Here is a 14,355-nt window from a genome sequence, read left to right on the forward strand (position 1 = left end):
CGGCCGGCGGCCGAGTGTGGCTGGTCGCGCCCACGCGGCGGAGCCGCACATCGATACAGCCCCGCGCCCCTCAGGACAAGACAGGCACCGACGTCGGAAAGAGCCGCTCCTCCATGACCTCCACGCCCCATCACCCCGATCTCCGTTCCCAGTTGGAGACGTTGACCACCGAGGCGTTCCGGCCCGAGCTGGCCGAGATCGACCGGATGTCCACCCTCGACATCGCGCGGGCGATGAACGGCGAGGACGCCGCCGTGCCCGCCGCCGTCGCCGCGCGGCTGCCCGAGATCGCCGCCGCCGTCGATGCCGTCGCCGCCCGGATGAGCCGTGGCGGCCGGCTGGTCTACGCGGGCGCCGGCACGGCCGGCCGGCTCGGTGTGCTGGACGCCTCTGAGTGCCCGCCCACCTTCAACACCGAGCCGGGGCAGGTCGTCGGCCTGATCGCGGGCGGCCCGCAGGCCATGGTCACCTCCGTCGAGGGCGCCGAGGACTCCGCCGAGCTGGCCCGCGCCGACCTCGACGCCCTCGCCCTCACCGCCGACGACACGGTGGTCGGCGTGTCCGCCTCCGGCCGCACCCCGTACGCGATCGGTGCCGTCGAGCACGCCCGCGCGCTCGGTGCGCTCACCGTCGGCCTGGCCTGCAACGCGGGCAGTGCGCTGGCCGCCGCCGCCGAGCACGGCATCGAGGTCGTCACCGGACCCGAGCTGATCACCGGCTCCACCCGGCTGAAGGCCGGTACGGCGCAGAAGCTGGTCCTCAACATGCTGTCGACGATCACGATGATCCGGCTCGGCAAGACCTACGGGAACCTGATGGTCGACGTCCGCGCCTCCAACGAGAAGCTGCGCGCCCGCTCCCGCCGTATCGTCGCGCTCGCCACCGGCGCCGGGGACGCGGAGATCGAGCGCGCCCTGGCCGCCACCGACGGCGAGGTCAAGCACGCCATCCTGACCCTGCTGGCCGATGTCGACGGCCCGACGGCCGCCCGCCTTCTGGAGGACTCCGACGGTCATCTGCGTGCCGCGCTGGCGGCGGCGCAGGGCTGAGCGCACGCTCGGCAGGTGCACAAGGATCCCCATGCCACGGCCGCCGCGCTGCTCCCCCTGGTCGGCGGCCCCGCGAACGTCACCTCCGTCGCCCACTGCATGACCCGCCTCCGCCTGGGCCTGGCCGACCGGTCCCGGGTGGACGACGCGGCGCTGCGGGCCCTGCCCGGTGTGCTCGGGGTGGTGGAGGACGACGGGTCGTACCAGGTGGTGCTGGGCCCGGGGGTGGTCGGGCGCGTGACGGAGGCGTTCGAGGCCCTCCTGGCGGCCGGGGGCGGCACGGCGGACGAGCCCACCCGACGCGCGGCCGGGGGCGGCACGGCGGACGGCCTCGCCCGGCGCGGGGCCGAGCTGAAGGCCCGGCAGAAGCAGCGCAACGCGACGCCGCTGAAGTCGGCGCTGCGGCGGGTCGCGAACGTCTTCGTCCCCCTCATCCCGGCCCTGATCGGCTGCGGCATCGTCGCGGGCGTCGCCGGTCTGCTCACCAACCTGGGGTGGCTGCCCGGCCTCACCCCCGCCCTGGCCGCCGTCTCCTCCGCCTTCATGGCGCTGATCGCGGTGTTCGTCGGCCACAACACCGCGAAGGAGTTCGGCGGGACGCCCGTCCTGGGCGGCGCGACCGCCGCCGTCGTCGTCTACCCCGGCGTGGCGAAGGTGACCGCGTTCGGCGTCGCGCTCGCCCCCGGCCAGGGCGGCGTCCTCGGCGCGCTGGCGGCGGCACTGCTCGGCACGTACGTCGAGAAGTGGTGCCGCGCCCGCCTCCCCGGCACGCTGGACGTGCTGCTCACCCCGGCCCTGACGGTGCTGCTCTCCGGCCTGGTCACGCTGTACGTCCTCATGTACGCGGCCGGCGAGGTAGCGACGGCCGTCGGCACGGCGGCGGACCGGCTCCTGGCGACGACGGGCGCCCTGGCCGGCCTCGTCCTCGGCGGCCTCTTCCTCCCCCTGGTGATGCTGGGCCTGCACCAGGCGCTCATCCCCATCCACACCACGCTCATCGAGCAGCAGGGCAACACCGTGCTGCTGCCCGTCCTGGCCATGGCGGGCGCGGGCCAGGTCGGCGCGGCGGCGGCGGTCTACGTCCGGCTGCGCCACGACACGTCCCTGCGCACGACGATCAGGTCGGCGCTCCCCGCCGGGCTGCTGGGCGTGGGCGAACCGCTGATCTACGGCGTCTCGCTCCCCCTCGGCCGCCCCTTCCTCACCGCCTGTGTGGGCGGGGCGGCGGGCGGCGCGTTCGTCGGCCTGTTCGCGATGCTCGGCACCGACGTGGGGGCGACGGCGATCGGTCCGTCGGGCTGGGCGCTGTTCCCGCTGCTCGCGGGTTCCGGAGGGTGGGCGGCGACGGCGGGCGTGTACGGCGGCGGGCTGCTCACCGGGTACGTGGTCGGGTTCGCGGCGACGTACTTCTTCGGCCTCGGCGACAGCCTGCGCGCGGCGGAGGCGGGCGGGACCGTCGGTGCCGTGTGCGACCCTGAGGAGCATGAACCACGCCCAGCTGACCGCCCTGGGCCGCGCCCTGCGTCTCCTCGGTGAGCACGGCGAGGCCCTGACCGCCGACACGCCCGACGCCAAGGTGCACGAGATCCGCGCCGACCTGAAGCGCGCGCTGGACCGGCTGGAGGAGAGCGTCACCACGACGGCCCCCAGCACCCGCTGCCCCGAGCATCCGAACGGACCGGTCGACGAGGCGGCCCCCGACCTGTGCCTCCTGTGCGAGACCCGCCGCCGCGCGGCCCGCCGCGCCGAGTACGGCGGCGGCCCCCTCCCGGCCCGGCCCGCCGAGCCGGCCCCGTCCCGCTACGGGATGCGCGGCGACCGGCCGCAGCCCCAGCAGCGCTGGCTGCCGGAGCTGTGGACCGGCCAGGCGTGGCAGCTGTGCGGCACCCCGCGCCGGGACCGCCGCGAGGCCGAGCTGTACATCGCCGCCCAGTTGCGCGCCCCGCGCGCGGCGATGGCGTACCGGCTGGTGCACGAGTTCACGGACTACGAGGTGCTGCGGGTGTGGGGGACGCCGGTGCGGGTGGACATCGAGCCGATGGGCTGAGGCGGCACCGCCGCGGCGTCAGCGGACGACGTCGAAGACGTTCTTCTGGATGCCGTTGGCGTACGCCTCGTGCTCGACGAGCCTCAGCTTCTGGGTGTCCTTGTCCGTGTCGCTGAACAGCCGCTTGCCCGCTCCGAGGAGCAGCGGGAAGACCAGCAGGTGGTAGCGGTCGATGAGGCCGGCGTCCGAGAGTGCCCGGTTGAGGGTGGCGCTGCCGTGCAGGATGATCGGGCCGCCCTCCGTCTCCTTCAGCGCGGCGACCTCGTCGAGCGAGCGCAGGATCGCGGTCTCGCCCCAGCCGGACACCAGGTCGCCGTCGGTGAGGGTGGTGGAGACGACGTACTTCGGCATCACCTTGTAGTCGGCGAAGTCCTCCATGTCCGGCCAGACCGCGCTGAACGCCTCGTAGCTGACCCGGCCGAGCAGCATCGCGCCGGCCTCCTTCTGCTCCCGTCCCTTGATCTCGTACGCCTCGGGGAGGAACTCCAGGTCCTTGAAGGTCCAGCCCGCGTTCCGGTAACCGGGCTCGCCGCCGGGCGCCTCCACGACTCCGTCGAGCGAGACGAAGGCGGTGCTGATCAGGGTGCGCATCTGGGGTCTCCTGGGTTGGCTCGTGGTTCCGGTGGCTCATGATCCCGCTGTAACGCGGTGCCTTCTCCCTCTTCGACCCCGGCGCTCGCGAAAACTCATCGGTCGCCGCCCCGGCCGGCGGCCGAGCGGGTCACCCCGAGGCCCGAGACGACGACGATGAGGCCCGCCAGACCGTGGGCGGCCCAGAGACCACCGGTCAGGCGGTCGTCCGCCGCCCGCTCCTCCTGGGCCTTCCTCTGCTGGTCGTACGTCCGGGTGCCGGCCGAGCGGCCGTCCGTGAAGTCGTAGAGGTCGCACGTCTCCCCCGGCTTCATGGGGCCGGACCGCTCGGCGTCGCCGTACTCCACGATGATGCCGTCGCAGCGCGGGGTGCCGTCCGCGGTCGCCGCCCGGCACAGGAAGTACGCGCCGACGGCCACGGGCACCAGGAACAGGCCCAGCAGCGCGCCGCGGACCCTCACACCCCCGCGCCCAGCAGGGGCAGCGCGGCGAACTCGTGGCCCTCCCACAGCCGCCGCGAGGTCTCCTCCGGGTACGGCACGACGGCCGGCTCGGCGTCCAGGACCTGCACCAGGCGCCGACCGGTGTCGTACGCGGGCCAGCCGGGGTCGCCGGTGCGGGCGAACGCCGTCCAGGAGGCACGGAAGCGGGCGGAGAGGGCCAGCGCCTCCGGGGACGGTTCCGCACCGGCGAACAGCAGCACGCCCATGTCGGCGTCGAAGGTGCCGAACAGCAGCGGGAGGTCCAGCGCGTGGCAGGCGCCGAGGGCCCCGCCGTTGCCCGGGGCCGGCCAGGTCAGCTCGTAGACGTACGACCGGCCGCCGCCCGCGAGGTGGGCCTCGGCCAGGCGCAGCGACGGCATGGCGAACAGCCAGTCGGTCTGGACGCGTTCGTACAGCTCGCCGGGGGACGCGTCGGGGAAGGCGGCGCGGTAGCTCCGCTCGCCGTCGGGGCCGGGGGCGAACATCCGCAGGGCCGAGGCGGCGCGCTCGTCGGTGATCCGGTCCGAGGTCCCGGCCATGGAGCTGAACAGGCGGAACTCGTCGCGGTTGTGCCCGACGATCAGGTCGATGTCCCGGGAGGCCCCGGACGCCAGCGCCTGCCACGGCGTGACCGGCAGGACCTCGCCGTCCACGACCGGCGAGTAGGGGGTGACCGTGGGCGCGGCCCGGCCCCAGCGGTCCACGTGCTGGAGCATCTTGGCGGCCAGCGTCTGTCCGGCCGCGACCAGCCGGTCCGGCGCCACCGCCGACAGGTCGGCGACGGTCGGCCGCAGGCCCGCCTCGGCGGCGAGCGCGCCGGCGACGTCCCGGGCGAGCGCGTCGGAGAAGAAGGTGCCCGGCACGCTCTGGGCGATGGCCCGGCGGAACAGCCCGGCCGCGCGCGGCATGGCCAGCAGCGCGGCGAGGGAACCGGCGCCCGCCGACTCGCCGAAGACGGTGACCTGGTCCGGGTCGCCGCCGAACGCGGCGATGTTGTCCCGCACCCACTCCAGCGCGGCGACCTGGTCGAGCAGGCCCCGGTTGGCGGGCGCCCCCTCGATGTGGGCGAAGCCCTCCATGCCGACGCGGTAGTTGAAGGTGACGACGACGAGGTCGCCGTCCTCGGCCAGGCGGCGGGCATCGTAGCCGGGGCTGCCGGCGTGGCCGAGCTTGTAGGCGCCGCCGTAGATCCACACCATCACGGGACGGTGGGCGGCCGGGTCCGGCTCGGGCGTCCAGACGTTGACCGTCAGCCAGTCGTCGCCCTCCGGCGCGCCCGGTGCGCCCGGTGCGCCGGCCTGTCCCACGAGTCCCAGGTCCTGCGGGGGCGGCGGCCCGAACGCGAACGCGTCGCGTATGCCGTCCCAGGGCCGGGCCGGGCGCGGTGCGGCGAACCGGGCATCCCCCACCGGCGGCTCGGCGAACGGGATGCCGCGGAAGACGGTGAGAGCGTCCTCCCGCCGTCCCCGCACCGCACCGGTGGCGGTGCGCACCACGGACTCCTGGGCCTCGGGGTTCGTCATCGATCACTCCCTGACTGGTCGCCGCCGGCCGTACGTGCGGCAGTAGTTGGTGATCCCACGGACCCTATGCCGCGGTGCGCGACGGGAGCGGCCCGGGGTTCAGCTCAGGGACTTCAGCGCCGCCGCGTCGAACGGCGTCAGCTCGTCGAAGCGGCCGTCCAGGACCTTCCGGGCCCACTGCGGGTCCTGGAGCAGGGCGCGGCCGACGGCGACGAGGTCGAACTCGTCGCGCTCCATGCGGTCCAGGAGGTCGTCGAGGCTGCCGAGCCCGGCGCCCTCGCCCTGGAACGCCTTGCCGAACTCGCCGTCGAGGCCGACGGAGCCGACGGTGATGGCGGTCTTGCCGGTGAGCTTCTTGGTCCAGCCGGCGAGGTTGAGGTCGGAGTCGTCGAACTCGGGACGCCAGTAGCGGCGGGTGGAGGCGTGGAAGGCGTCGACGCCGGCCGAGGCGAGCGGGGCGAGGATCGCCTCCAGCTCCTCGGGGGTCTCGGCGAGGCGGGCGTCGTAGGCGTCCTGCTTCCACTGGGAGTAGCGGAAGATCACGGGGAACTCGGCCGAGACCGTCTCCCGCACGGCGGCCACGATCTCCGCGGCGAACCTGGTGCGGGCCACGGGGTCGCCGCCGTAGGCGTCGGTGCGGCGGTTGGTGCCGGCCCACAGGAACTGGTCGAGGAGGTAGCCGTGGGCGCCGTGGATCTCCACGCCGTCGAAGCCGATGCGCTCGGCGGCGGCGGCGGCCTCGGCGAAGGCGCCGATGACGTCGTCCAGGTCGCGCTGGGTCATGACCTTGCCGGTGACCTCGTCCTCGCCGATGCGCAGGCCCGAGGGGCCGACGGCGGGGGCGTCGGGGAACGGCTGGTCGCCCTGCTTGCGCACCATGCCGATGTGCCACAGCTGCGGCACGATCGTGCCGCCCGCCGCGTGCACGGCGTCGGCGACCTTCGCCCATCCGGCGAGCTGCTCGTCACCGTGGAAGCGCGGCACGCGGTCGCTCTGCCCGGCGGAGTCGTGCCCGACGTACGTCCCCTCGGTGACGATCAGGCCGACACCGGCGGCGGCGCGGCGCGCGTAGTACGAGACGACGTCCTCGCCGGGGATGCCGCCCGGGGAGAACATGCGGGTCATCGGCGCCATCGCGATGCGGTTCGGCACGGTCAGGCCGTTGATGACGGCCGGGCGGGCGAGGATCTGCGCGGCGCGCGAGGCGGCTTCGGAGGCGGTGACGGTCACGGGGGAACTCCTCAGGAGGTACCGGTCAGTATGTGCATGCGCATGGATGCCTGCACCCGTGCAACCGGCATGCCCGCCACCGTCATTCCGGCCGTCCGCCATCCGTGACCCGGCTCACACCCGCCCGCGGCCCCCGCGGGCCGCGACGCGCCCGAGGGCGGCACCCCCGGCCTTGGCCAGGAGTGCCGCCCTCGGTACGTGAAGGACGGTCGATCAACCGGAACCGGTCGATCAGAAGTCCATGTCACCGCCCGGCATGCCGCCCGGAGCGGCCGCGGCGGCCTTCTCCGGCTTGTCGGCGATGACGGCCTCGGTGGTGAGGAACAGCGCGGCGATGGAGGCGGCGTTCTGCAGCGCGGAACGGGTCACCTTCGCCGGGTCGATGATGCCCTCGGCGATCATGTCGACGTACTCGCCGGTCGCGGCGTTCAGGCCGTGGCCGACGGTCAGGTTGCGGACCTTCTCCACGACGACACCGCCCTCGAGACCACCGTTGACGGCGATCTGCTTCAGCGGGGCCTCCAGGGCGAGCTTCACGGCGTTGGCGCCGGTCGCCTCGTCACCCGTCAGCTCCAGCTTCTCGAAGACCTGGGAGGCCTGGAGCAGGGCCACGCCACCACCGGCGACGATGCCCTCCTCGACGGCCGCCTTCGCGTTGCGGACGGCGTCCTCGATGCGGTGCTTGCGCTCCTTGAGCTCGACCTCGGTGGCGGCACCGGCCTTGATGACGGCCACGCCGCCGGCCAGCTTCGCCAGGCGCTCCTGGAGCTTCTCGCGGTCGTAATCCGAGTCGCTGTTCTCGATCTCGGCGCGGATCTGGTTGACCCGGCCCTGGACCTGCTCGGCGGAGCCGGCGCCGTCCACGATCGTGGTCTCGTCCTTGGTGATGACGACCTTGCGCGCCTTGCCCAGCAGGTCGAGCGAGGCGTTCTCCAGCTTGAGACCGACCTCCTCGGAGATGACCTCGCCGCCCGTGAGGATGGCGATGTCGCCGAGCATGGCCTTGCGGCGGTCGCCGAAGCCCGGGGCCTTGACGGCGACGGACTTGAAGGTGCCGCGGATCTTGTTGACGACCAGGGTCGACAGGGCCTCGCCCTCGACGTCCTCGGCGATGATCAGCAGCGGCTTGCCCGACTGCATGACCTTCTCCAGGAGCGGCAGCAGGTCCTTGACGTTGCCGATCTTGGAGTTGGCGATGAGGATGTACGGGTCGTCGAGCGACGCCTCCATACGCTCCATGTCGGTGGCGAAGTACGCCGAGATGTAGCCCTTGTCGAAGCGCATACCCTCGGTGAGCTCCAGCTCCAGACCGAAGGTCTGGGACTCCTCGACGGTGATGACGCCTTCCTTGCCGACCTTGTCCATGGCCTCGGCGATGAGCTCGCCGATCTGGGTGTCGGCGGCGGAGATGGAGGCCGTGGAGGCGATCTGCTCCTTGGTCTCGACGTCCTTGGCCTGCTCGAGCAGGGCGGCGGAGACGGCCTCGACGGCCTTCTCGATACCGCGCTTCAGCGCCATCGGGTTGGCACCGGCGGCCACGTTGCGCAGACCCTCGCGCACCAGGGCCTGGGCGAGAACGGTCGCGGTGGTCGTACCGTCACCGGCGACGTCGTCCGTCTTCTTGGCGACTTCCTTGACCAGCTCGGCGCCGATCTTCTCGTACGGGTCCTCGAGCTCGATCTCCTTGGCGATGGAGACACCGTCGTTGGTGATCGTGGGCGCGCCCCACTTCTTCTCGAGGACGACGTTGCGGCCCTTGGGGCCGAGCGTCACCTTGACGGCGTCCGCGAGCTGGTTCATGCCGCGCTCGAGGCCGCGCCGCGCCTCCTCGTCGAACGCGATGATCTTGGCCATGTGAAGTGGTCCCTCCAGGACTGGGGGTGATTCCTTCGGACCGCGCCCGCGCCCGCGACGGACGGCTCGCCGGCCTCGTGGGTTCCTTCCCCACCCGGCCTGCGGGCCTCACCGACCCGGTCCTTCGTTGTCACTCTCACCTTCAGAGTGCTAACGCCAATGATTAGCACTCGCCCCTGTCGAGTGCAAGCGCCTCTCGGGGATCGAGCCGGTCGCTCAGCCGCCCGCGAACACCGGCGGGCCCCGGTCCCGGGCAGGCCGAAGGGCCCGTACCCCAGGGGGTACGGGCCCTTCGGAGAAGACCGTTGGCTTGCGCCGGCCGCACGTCTCAGGCGCTGAGGCGAACCATGTCGGCCTGCGGGCCCTTCTGACCCTGCGAGATCTCGAACTCGACCCGCTGGCCTTCTTCGAGGGTGCGGTAGCCGTCCATCTGAATCGCGCTGTAGTGGACGAAAACATCCGCACCACCGTCGACCGCGATGAAGCCGTACCCCTTCTCCGCGTTGAACCACTTGACGGTGCCCTGAGCCATGCCTAACTCCCCTATTACTGGCCCTTGCACAGATCCGCACTTCGCGGATCCGGGTCAGACCTCACCCCCCAATGGGTGGGGGCGTGCGCCGGAACGCGTCGACCGCGGCTGAATGTATCTGTCCAACTGCCGTCTGCAACAGGTCAATCGGACGAGAAATCTGGACGTAGCCGGTCCGGAATGTGGCGAGAATTCGCCTGAATTCGGGTCAAGTCGGGCTACACAAAGCGAACAAAAGCCGCGAAATACGCCCACACTTTGGCTACATCTTGTCGGGCCTGCGGCGGGAATTCCGGAGCACCGTCTCGGTGATCGGGAGCGCGTTCCCCAACTCTACCGCGCTCAATCACATGGAATTGCCCCCTCCGCTTCTCTGACGGAGGGGGCAATTCCATGAACTCTGCGTAACACGGTCACCGGAGGCGACCGGGCGGGCGGATCAGCCGCCGGCGACCGCCGGGATGATGGACACGCCGGCACCGTCCGGCGTCGCCGTCTCCAGGCCCTGCTCGAAGCGGACGTCGTCGTCGTTGACGTAGACGTTGACGAAGCGGCGCAGCTTGCCCTGGTCGTCCAGGACGCGGGCGGCGATGCCGGTGTGGTTCTTCTCCAGGTCCGTGATGACCTCGGAGAGGGTCGCGCCCTCGGCGGCGACCTCGGCCTTCCCGCCGGTGTAGGTGCGCAGGATGGTGGGGATGCGAACGGTCACGCTCATGCGAGGCCAGCCTCTCGGAAGGAGTCCAGGTTGGGGCGGATCGTCGCGGTCAGGCCGGTGCCGGCCACCGCGTCGAGGGTCTTGAGGCCGTCGCCCGTGTTGAGGACGACCGTCGTGAGGGACGGGTCCAGGACGCCGTTCTCGATCAGCTTCTTCGTGACGCCGACCGTCACACCGCCGGCGGTCTCGGCGAAGATGCCCTCCGTGCGGGCGAGCAGCTTGATCGCGTCGACGACCTGCTCGTCGTTCACGTCCTCCACCGCGCCGCCGGTGCGGCGGGCGATGTCGAGGACGTAGGGGCCGTCGGCCGGGTTGCCGATCGCGAGGGACTTGGCGATGGTGTTCGGCTTCTGGGGGCGGACGACGTCGTGCCCGGCCTTGTAGGCGGTGGACACCGGCGAGCAGCCCTCGGCCTGCGCGCCGAAGATCTTGTAGGGCTTGTCCTCGACCAGCCCGAGCTTGATCAGCTCCTGCAGACCCTTGTCGATCTTCGTGAGCTGGGAGCCGGACGCGATCGGGACGACGAGCTGGTCGGGCAGCTGCCAGCCGAGCTGTTCGCAGATCTCGTACGCGAGGGTCTTGGAGCCCTCGGCGTAGTACGGCCGCAGGTTGACGTTGACGAAGCCCCAGCCCTCGCCGGCCGGGTCGCCGATCAGCTCGGAGCAGAAGCGGTTCACGTCGTCGTAATTGCCCTCGATGCCGACGAGTTCACCGCCGTAGACGGCGGCCATGACGACCTTGCCCTGCTCCAGGTCGTGCGGGATGAACACGCAGGAGCGGAAGCCGGCCCGGGCGGCGGCGGCGCCGACGGCGCCGGCGAGATTGCCGGTGGAGGAGCAGGACAGGGTGGTGAAGCCGAACGCGCGGGCGGCCTCCAGCGCCTGGGCGACGACGCGGTCCTTGAAGGAGTGCGTCGGGTTGCCGGAGTCGTCCTTGACGTACAGACCGCCGGTGACGCCGAGCTCGCGGGCCAGGTTCTCGGCCTTGACCAGCTTGGTCCAGCCCGGGTTGATGTTCGGCTTGGTCGCGACGTCGGCCGGGACGGGCAGCAGGGGCGCGTAGCGCCAGATGTTCGCGGGGCCCGCTTCGATCCGCTTGCGCAGTTCCTCGGTGTCGTAGGCCGAGAAGTCGTAGGCGATCTCCAGCGGGCCGAAACACTCCTCGCAGGCGAAGACCGGGCCGAGGGGCACACGGTGACCGCATTCGCGGCAGGAGAGCGCCGCGGCGGGGCCCAGGTCCACGGGGGAGGCGGGGGAAGCGGTGGTGTCGGTGCTGCTTGCGACAGTCTGCACAGCCATGTGAGGCGAGGCCCTTTCTCCTCATCTTCCTCACGACGCATCTCGCCGTGAGACGGATTTGGCACCTTCCCTAGCCGGGAGCCTCGCGCTGCGATCGACAGTGATCTGCGAGAACCGACTGGAGGGTTGCCGGGGCTTCATCGGGCCGTATCCCTCTGCCCCTCTGGATGAGCGGTATGTGGTTGTTTTGCACTGGTTCACACGGCGACCCCGGCATGCGCCGGTCATCCGCGTTGTTCAAGACTGTAACCGAAGGCCAGGACGGTTGAGATAGTCGTCCGTACCGCGAGATGGATCACAAAGGAGCCCACCGACCGTGCTGGAAGAAGTCGAGCGCTGGCTTGGCACACGCTCCTGGTCCGTGGCAGACCGCACGCTTCCCCAGATCATGGCCGCCAAGCGCGCCACGGGCCAGTCGGTCAGCGTGGTGCTGCCCGCGCTCGACGAGGAGGCGACCGTCGGCGACATCGTCGCGGTGATCCGCCGGGAGCTGATGCGGCGGGTGCCGCTCGTCGACGAGCTCGTGGTCGTCGACTCCGGGTCGACCGACCGCACGGCGGCGGTGGCCGCGGCGGCGGGGGCGCGTGTCGTCCCTCGCGACGAGATACTCCCCCGCATCCCGGCCGTGCCCGGCAAGGGCGAGGTGCTCTGGCGCTCGCTGCTGGTCACCGGCGGGGACATCGTCTGCTTCGTCGACGCCGACCTGCGCGAGTTCTCCGCCGACTTCGTCTCCGGCATCGTGGGCCCGCTGCTCACCGACCCGGAGGTCCACCTCGTCAAGGCCATGTACGACCGCCCGCTCGACGCCGCCCCGGGCGAGGGCGGCCGGGTCACCGAGCTGATGGCCCGCCCGCTGCTCAACCTGCACTGGCCGCGGCTGGCGGGCTTCGTCCAGCCGCTCGGCGGCGAGTACGCGGCCCGCCGCTCGCTCCTCGAACAGCTCCCCTTCCCCGTCGGCTACGGGGTGGAGCTGGGCATGCTCGTCGACTCGCTGCACCTGGTGGGCCTGGACGCGCTCGCCCAGGTGGACGTCGGCGTCCGCCGGCACCGTCACCAGGACGGCCGGGCGCTGGGCCGCATGTCCGCAGCGATCTACCGCACCGCCCAGCTCCGGCTGGCCCGCGGCCATCTGCTCCGGCCGGCCCTCACCCAGTTCGAGCGGGGCGCCGGCGGCTTCGAGCCGCGCACCTACGCCGTCGACACCGAGGAACGGCCCCCGATGACGGAGATCGCGGAGTACGCGTCCCGCCGGGTGGCCTGAGCGTCACGTGACCGAATCGCTGCCGAGGTGACGCGCGGGCACGTTTGAGGATTTGGGGGCCGGGCTAGGTTGAGGCGTATGGCTTCAAGCTTCGGTGCTGCTCAGGTGCTGGTCGCCTCCAATCGGGGGCCCGTCTCGTACGAGGTGCGGGAGGACGGTTCGCTGCATGCCAAACGGGGCGGTGGCGGACTGGTCTCCGGGTTGTCGGCCATCGGGCCGGACGCGGACGCCTTGTGGGTGTGCTCCGCACTGAGCGACGGCGACCGCGAGGCGGTGCGGCGCGGAGTGGGCGAGGACGGCGTACGGATGCTGGACGTGCCGGCCGGCGTGCACGCGGACGCGTACAACGGGATCGCCAACTCGGTGCTGTGGTTCGTGCACCACATGCTGTACCAGACGCCCCTGGAGCCCGTCTTCGACGCGGAGTTCCGGCGGCAATGGGCGTCCTACGAGGCGTTCAACCGGGCGTTCGCCGAGGCGCTGGCCGAGGAGGCCGCCGAGGGGGCGGTCGCGATCGTGCAGGACTACCACCTGACACTGGTGCCGGGCATGCTGCGCGAGCTGCGGCCCGACCTGCGGATCGGTCACTTCTCGCACACGCCGTGGGCGCCGGTCGACTACTTCCGGATGCTGCCGGACGACATCGCCGAGCAGGTGCTGCGCGGGATGCTGGGCGCCGACCGGCTCGGGTTCCTCACCCGGCGGTGGGCCGACGCGTTCACCGCCTGCTGCGACGCGCTGGTGGGCGGGCTCGGCGGCACGGAGATCGGCGTCCACGGGCTGGGGGCCGACGCGGACTTCCTGCGGAAGCGGTCGCACGAGGCCGACGTCGACGAACGGATGGCGGCGCTGCGCGACGAGATCGGCGAGGGGCGCCGGACGATCGTCCGGGTGGACCGGACCGAGCTGTCCAAGAACATCGTGCGGGGCATGCTCGCGTACCGGCGGCTGCTCGCCGACCGGCCCGAGTGGCGCGAGCGGGTCGTGCACGTCGCCTTCGCCTACCCGTCGCGGCAGGACCTCGCCGTGTACCGGGAGTACACGGCCGAGGTGCAGCGGGTCGCGCAGGAGATCAACGCGGAGTTCGGGACGGCCGGGTGGACGCCGGTCGTGCTGCACGTGAAGGACGACTTCGCGCGGTCGCTGGCGGCGTACCGGCTGGCGGACGTGGCGCTGGTCAACCCCATCCGGGACGGGATGAACCTGGTGGCGAAGGAGGTGCCGGTCGTCTCCGACGAGGGGTGCGTGCTGGTGCTGTCGCGGGAGGCGGGGGCGTACGAGGAGCTGGGTGACGACGCGCTGGTGGTGAACCCGTACGACATCTGCGGAACGGCGGACGCGCTGCACGAGGCGTTGTCCGTGCCGGCGGGCGAGCGGGCCGAGCGGTCGAAGCGGCTGTCCGCGGCCGCCACCGCGTTGCCGCCGGCCCGGTGGTTCCTGGATCAGCTGGCGGCGCTGCGGGGCTGACGCAGGAGAGGTCACTGCCCCTGGACGGGCGGGCAGTAGCCGGTCTTGTCGCCGATGGAGTTGATCTCGGCGTTGGACCTCGGGTCGCCCGCGTAGTCGAGCTGGTCCGTGCACTTCTTGCCGTCCTGCACGGGAGTGCCGGACGGGGCGGCACCGCCCGACTGCGGCTCGGGGCACGTGCCGGTGTCCTCGCCGATCGAGTTGATCTCCGCGTTGGACCTCGGGTCGCCCGCGTAGTCGAGCTGGTCCGTGCACTTCTTGCCGTCCTGCACGGGAGTGCCGGACGGGGCGGCACCGCCCGACTGC

13 protein-coding genes, 1 pseudogene and 1 riboswitch are annotated in these 14,355 nt (G+C 72.0%); of the genes and pseudogenes, 5 read left to right on the top strand and 9 right to left on the bottom strand.

All coding sequences use genetic code 11. From position 1 onward, the window contains the following. Positions 1-113 precede the first annotated feature (113 nt). Genes murQ through ACIRG6_RS20825 form a run of 3 tightly spaced genes read left to right on the top strand, consistent with a single transcriptional unit; the run spans position 114 to position 3,096 of the window. Positions 114-1,049 carry an N-acetylmuramic acid 6-phosphate etherase gene (gene murQ, locus ACIRG6_RS20815; protein WP_403323976.1) on the top strand — a complete coding sequence of 312 codons (936 nt, stop codon included), beginning with the start codon at positions 114-116 and terminating at the stop codon, positions 1,047-1,049. 15 nt (positions 1,050-1,064) lie between these two features. Further along, the gene (locus tag ACIRG6_RS20820; RefSeq protein WP_403323978.1) at positions 1,065-2,585 is read left to right on the top strand and encodes a PTS transporter subunit EIIC; all 1,521 of its coding nucleotides are present in this window, start codon (positions 1,065-1,067) and stop codon (positions 2,583-2,585) included. Then, positions 2,533-3,096 (top strand): hypothetical protein, encoded by a 564-nt coding sequence (locus tag ACIRG6_RS20825; protein ID WP_350724780.1) that lies wholly within the window; start codon positions 2,533-2,535, stop codon positions 3,094-3,096. Before ACIRG6_RS20820 ends, ACIRG6_RS20825 begins: the two co-directional genes overlap by 53 nt. An 18-nt stretch (positions 3,097-3,114) precedes the next feature. On the opposite strand, the gene ACIRG6_RS20830 is transcribed toward ACIRG6_RS20825, so the two are convergent. From ACIRG6_RS20830 to thrC, 8 genes are all read right to left on the bottom strand, one after another. Further along, on the bottom strand, positions 3,115-3,687 hold the full coding sequence (locus tag ACIRG6_RS20830; RefSeq protein ID WP_364674143.1) for a dihydrofolate reductase family protein: 573 nt from the start codon (positions 3,685-3,687) through the stop codon (positions 3,115-3,117). Positions 3,688-3,782: 95 nt separating this feature from the next. Next, a complete protein-coding gene (locus ACIRG6_RS20835; protein ID WP_364818104.1) occupies positions 3,783-4,148 on the bottom strand; it encodes a hypothetical protein in 366 nt (121 codons plus the stop codon). Then, positions 4,145-5,692, bottom strand: a complete 1,548-nt coding sequence (locus ACIRG6_RS20840; protein ID WP_403323981.1) for a carboxylesterase/lipase family protein — start codon at positions 5,690-5,692, stop codon at positions 4,145-4,147. The genes ACIRG6_RS20835 and ACIRG6_RS20840 overlap by 4 nt, the downstream gene beginning before the upstream one ends. Positions 5,693-5,791: 99 nt before the next feature. Further along, entirely contained in the window at positions 5,792-6,922 is a 1,131-nt protein-coding gene (locus ACIRG6_RS20845) for an NADH:flavin oxidoreductase (RefSeq protein WP_350724772.1), read from the bottom strand. A gap of 231 nt (positions 6,923-7,153) precedes the next feature. Then, the gene (gene groL, locus ACIRG6_RS20850) at positions 7,154-8,776 is read right to left on the bottom strand and encodes a chaperonin GroEL (protein WP_189233956.1); all 1,623 of its coding nucleotides are present in this window, start codon (positions 8,774-8,776) and stop codon (positions 7,154-7,156) included. A gap of 328 nt (positions 8,777-9,104) precedes the next feature. Continuing rightward, a complete protein-coding gene (locus tag ACIRG6_RS20855; RefSeq protein WP_004929928.1) occupies positions 9,105-9,308 on the bottom strand; it encodes a cold-shock protein in 204 nt (67 codons plus the stop codon). Between the two features lie 439 nt (positions 9,309-9,747). Further along, positions 9,748-10,023, bottom strand: a complete 276-nt coding sequence (locus ACIRG6_RS20860) for a MoaD/ThiS family protein (protein ID WP_189233957.1) — start codon at positions 10,021-10,023, stop codon at positions 9,748-9,750. After that, entirely contained in the window at positions 10,020-11,321 is a 1,302-nt protein-coding gene (thrC, locus tag ACIRG6_RS20865; protein ID WP_350724767.1) for a threonine synthase, read from the bottom strand. Before thrC ends, ACIRG6_RS20860 begins: the two co-directional genes overlap by 4 nt. 18 nt (positions 11,322-11,339) lie before the next feature. Beyond that, positions 11,340-11,495: riboswitch (SAM riboswitch) on the bottom strand. A 142-nt stretch (positions 11,496-11,637) separates the two neighbouring features. Between thrC and ACIRG6_RS20870 the strand changes: the two genes are divergently transcribed. Together ACIRG6_RS20870 and ACIRG6_RS20875 are read left to right on the top strand one after the other, a co-directional pair. Further along, on the top strand, positions 11,638-12,582 hold the full coding sequence (locus tag ACIRG6_RS20870) for a glucosyl-3-phosphoglycerate synthase (RefSeq protein WP_364674154.1): 945 nt from the start codon (positions 11,638-11,640) through the stop codon (positions 12,580-12,582). A 78-nt stretch (positions 12,583-12,660) separates the two neighbouring features. Then, positions 12,661-14,049 carry an alpha,alpha-trehalose-phosphate synthase (UDP-forming) gene (locus ACIRG6_RS20875; protein WP_403323986.1) on the top strand — a complete coding sequence of 463 codons (1,389 nt, stop codon included), beginning with the start codon at positions 12,661-12,663 and terminating at the stop codon, positions 14,047-14,049. Positions 14,050-14,060: 11 nt separating this feature from the next. Here ACIRG6_RS20875 and ACIRG6_RS20880 read toward each other — a convergent pair. Further along, positions 14,061-14,355: pseudogene (locus ACIRG6_RS20880) on the bottom strand (hypothetical protein); the annotation flags it as partial.

The sequence above is a fragment of the Streptomyces flaveolus genome (assembly GCF_044765825.1).
Classification (GTDB): domain Bacteria; phylum Actinomycetota; class Actinomycetes; order Streptomycetales; family Streptomycetaceae; genus Streptomyces; species Streptomyces flaveolus.

Bases quoted from the DNA above. Each gene is read 5' to 3' on its own strand.
- murQ (WP_403323976.1), top strand. From the start codon at position 114: ATGACCTCCACGCCCCATCACCCCGATCTCCGTTCCCAGTTGGAGACG.
- ACIRG6_RS20825 (WP_350724780.1), top strand. From the start codon at position 2,533: ATGAACCACGCCCAGCTGACCGCCCTGGGCCGCGCCCTGCGTCTCCTC.
- ACIRG6_RS20830 (WP_364674143.1), bottom strand. From the start codon at position 3,687: ATGCGCACCCTGATCAGCACCGCCTTCGTCTCGCTCGACGGAGTCGTG.
- ACIRG6_RS20840 (WP_403323981.1), bottom strand. From the start codon at position 5,692: ATGACGAACCCCGAGGCCCAGGAGTCCGTGGTGCGCACCGCCACCGGT.
- groL (WP_189233956.1), bottom strand. From the start codon at position 8,776: ATGGCCAAGATCATCGCGTTCGACGAGGAGGCGCGGCGCGGCCTCGAG.
- ACIRG6_RS20855 (WP_004929928.1), bottom strand. From the start codon at position 9,308: ATGGCTCAGGGCACCGTCAAGTGGTTCAACGCGGAGAAGGGGTACGGC.
- ACIRG6_RS20860 (WP_189233957.1), bottom strand. From the start codon at position 10,023: ATGAGCGTGACCGTTCGCATCCCCACCATCCTGCGCACCTACACCGGC.
- thrC (WP_350724767.1), bottom strand. From the start codon at position 11,321: ATGGCTGTGCAGACTGTCGCAAGCAGCACCGACACCACCGCTTCCCCC.
- ACIRG6_RS20875 (WP_403323986.1), top strand. From the start codon at position 12,661: ATGGCTTCAAGCTTCGGTGCTGCTCAGGTGCTGGTCGCCTCCAATCGG.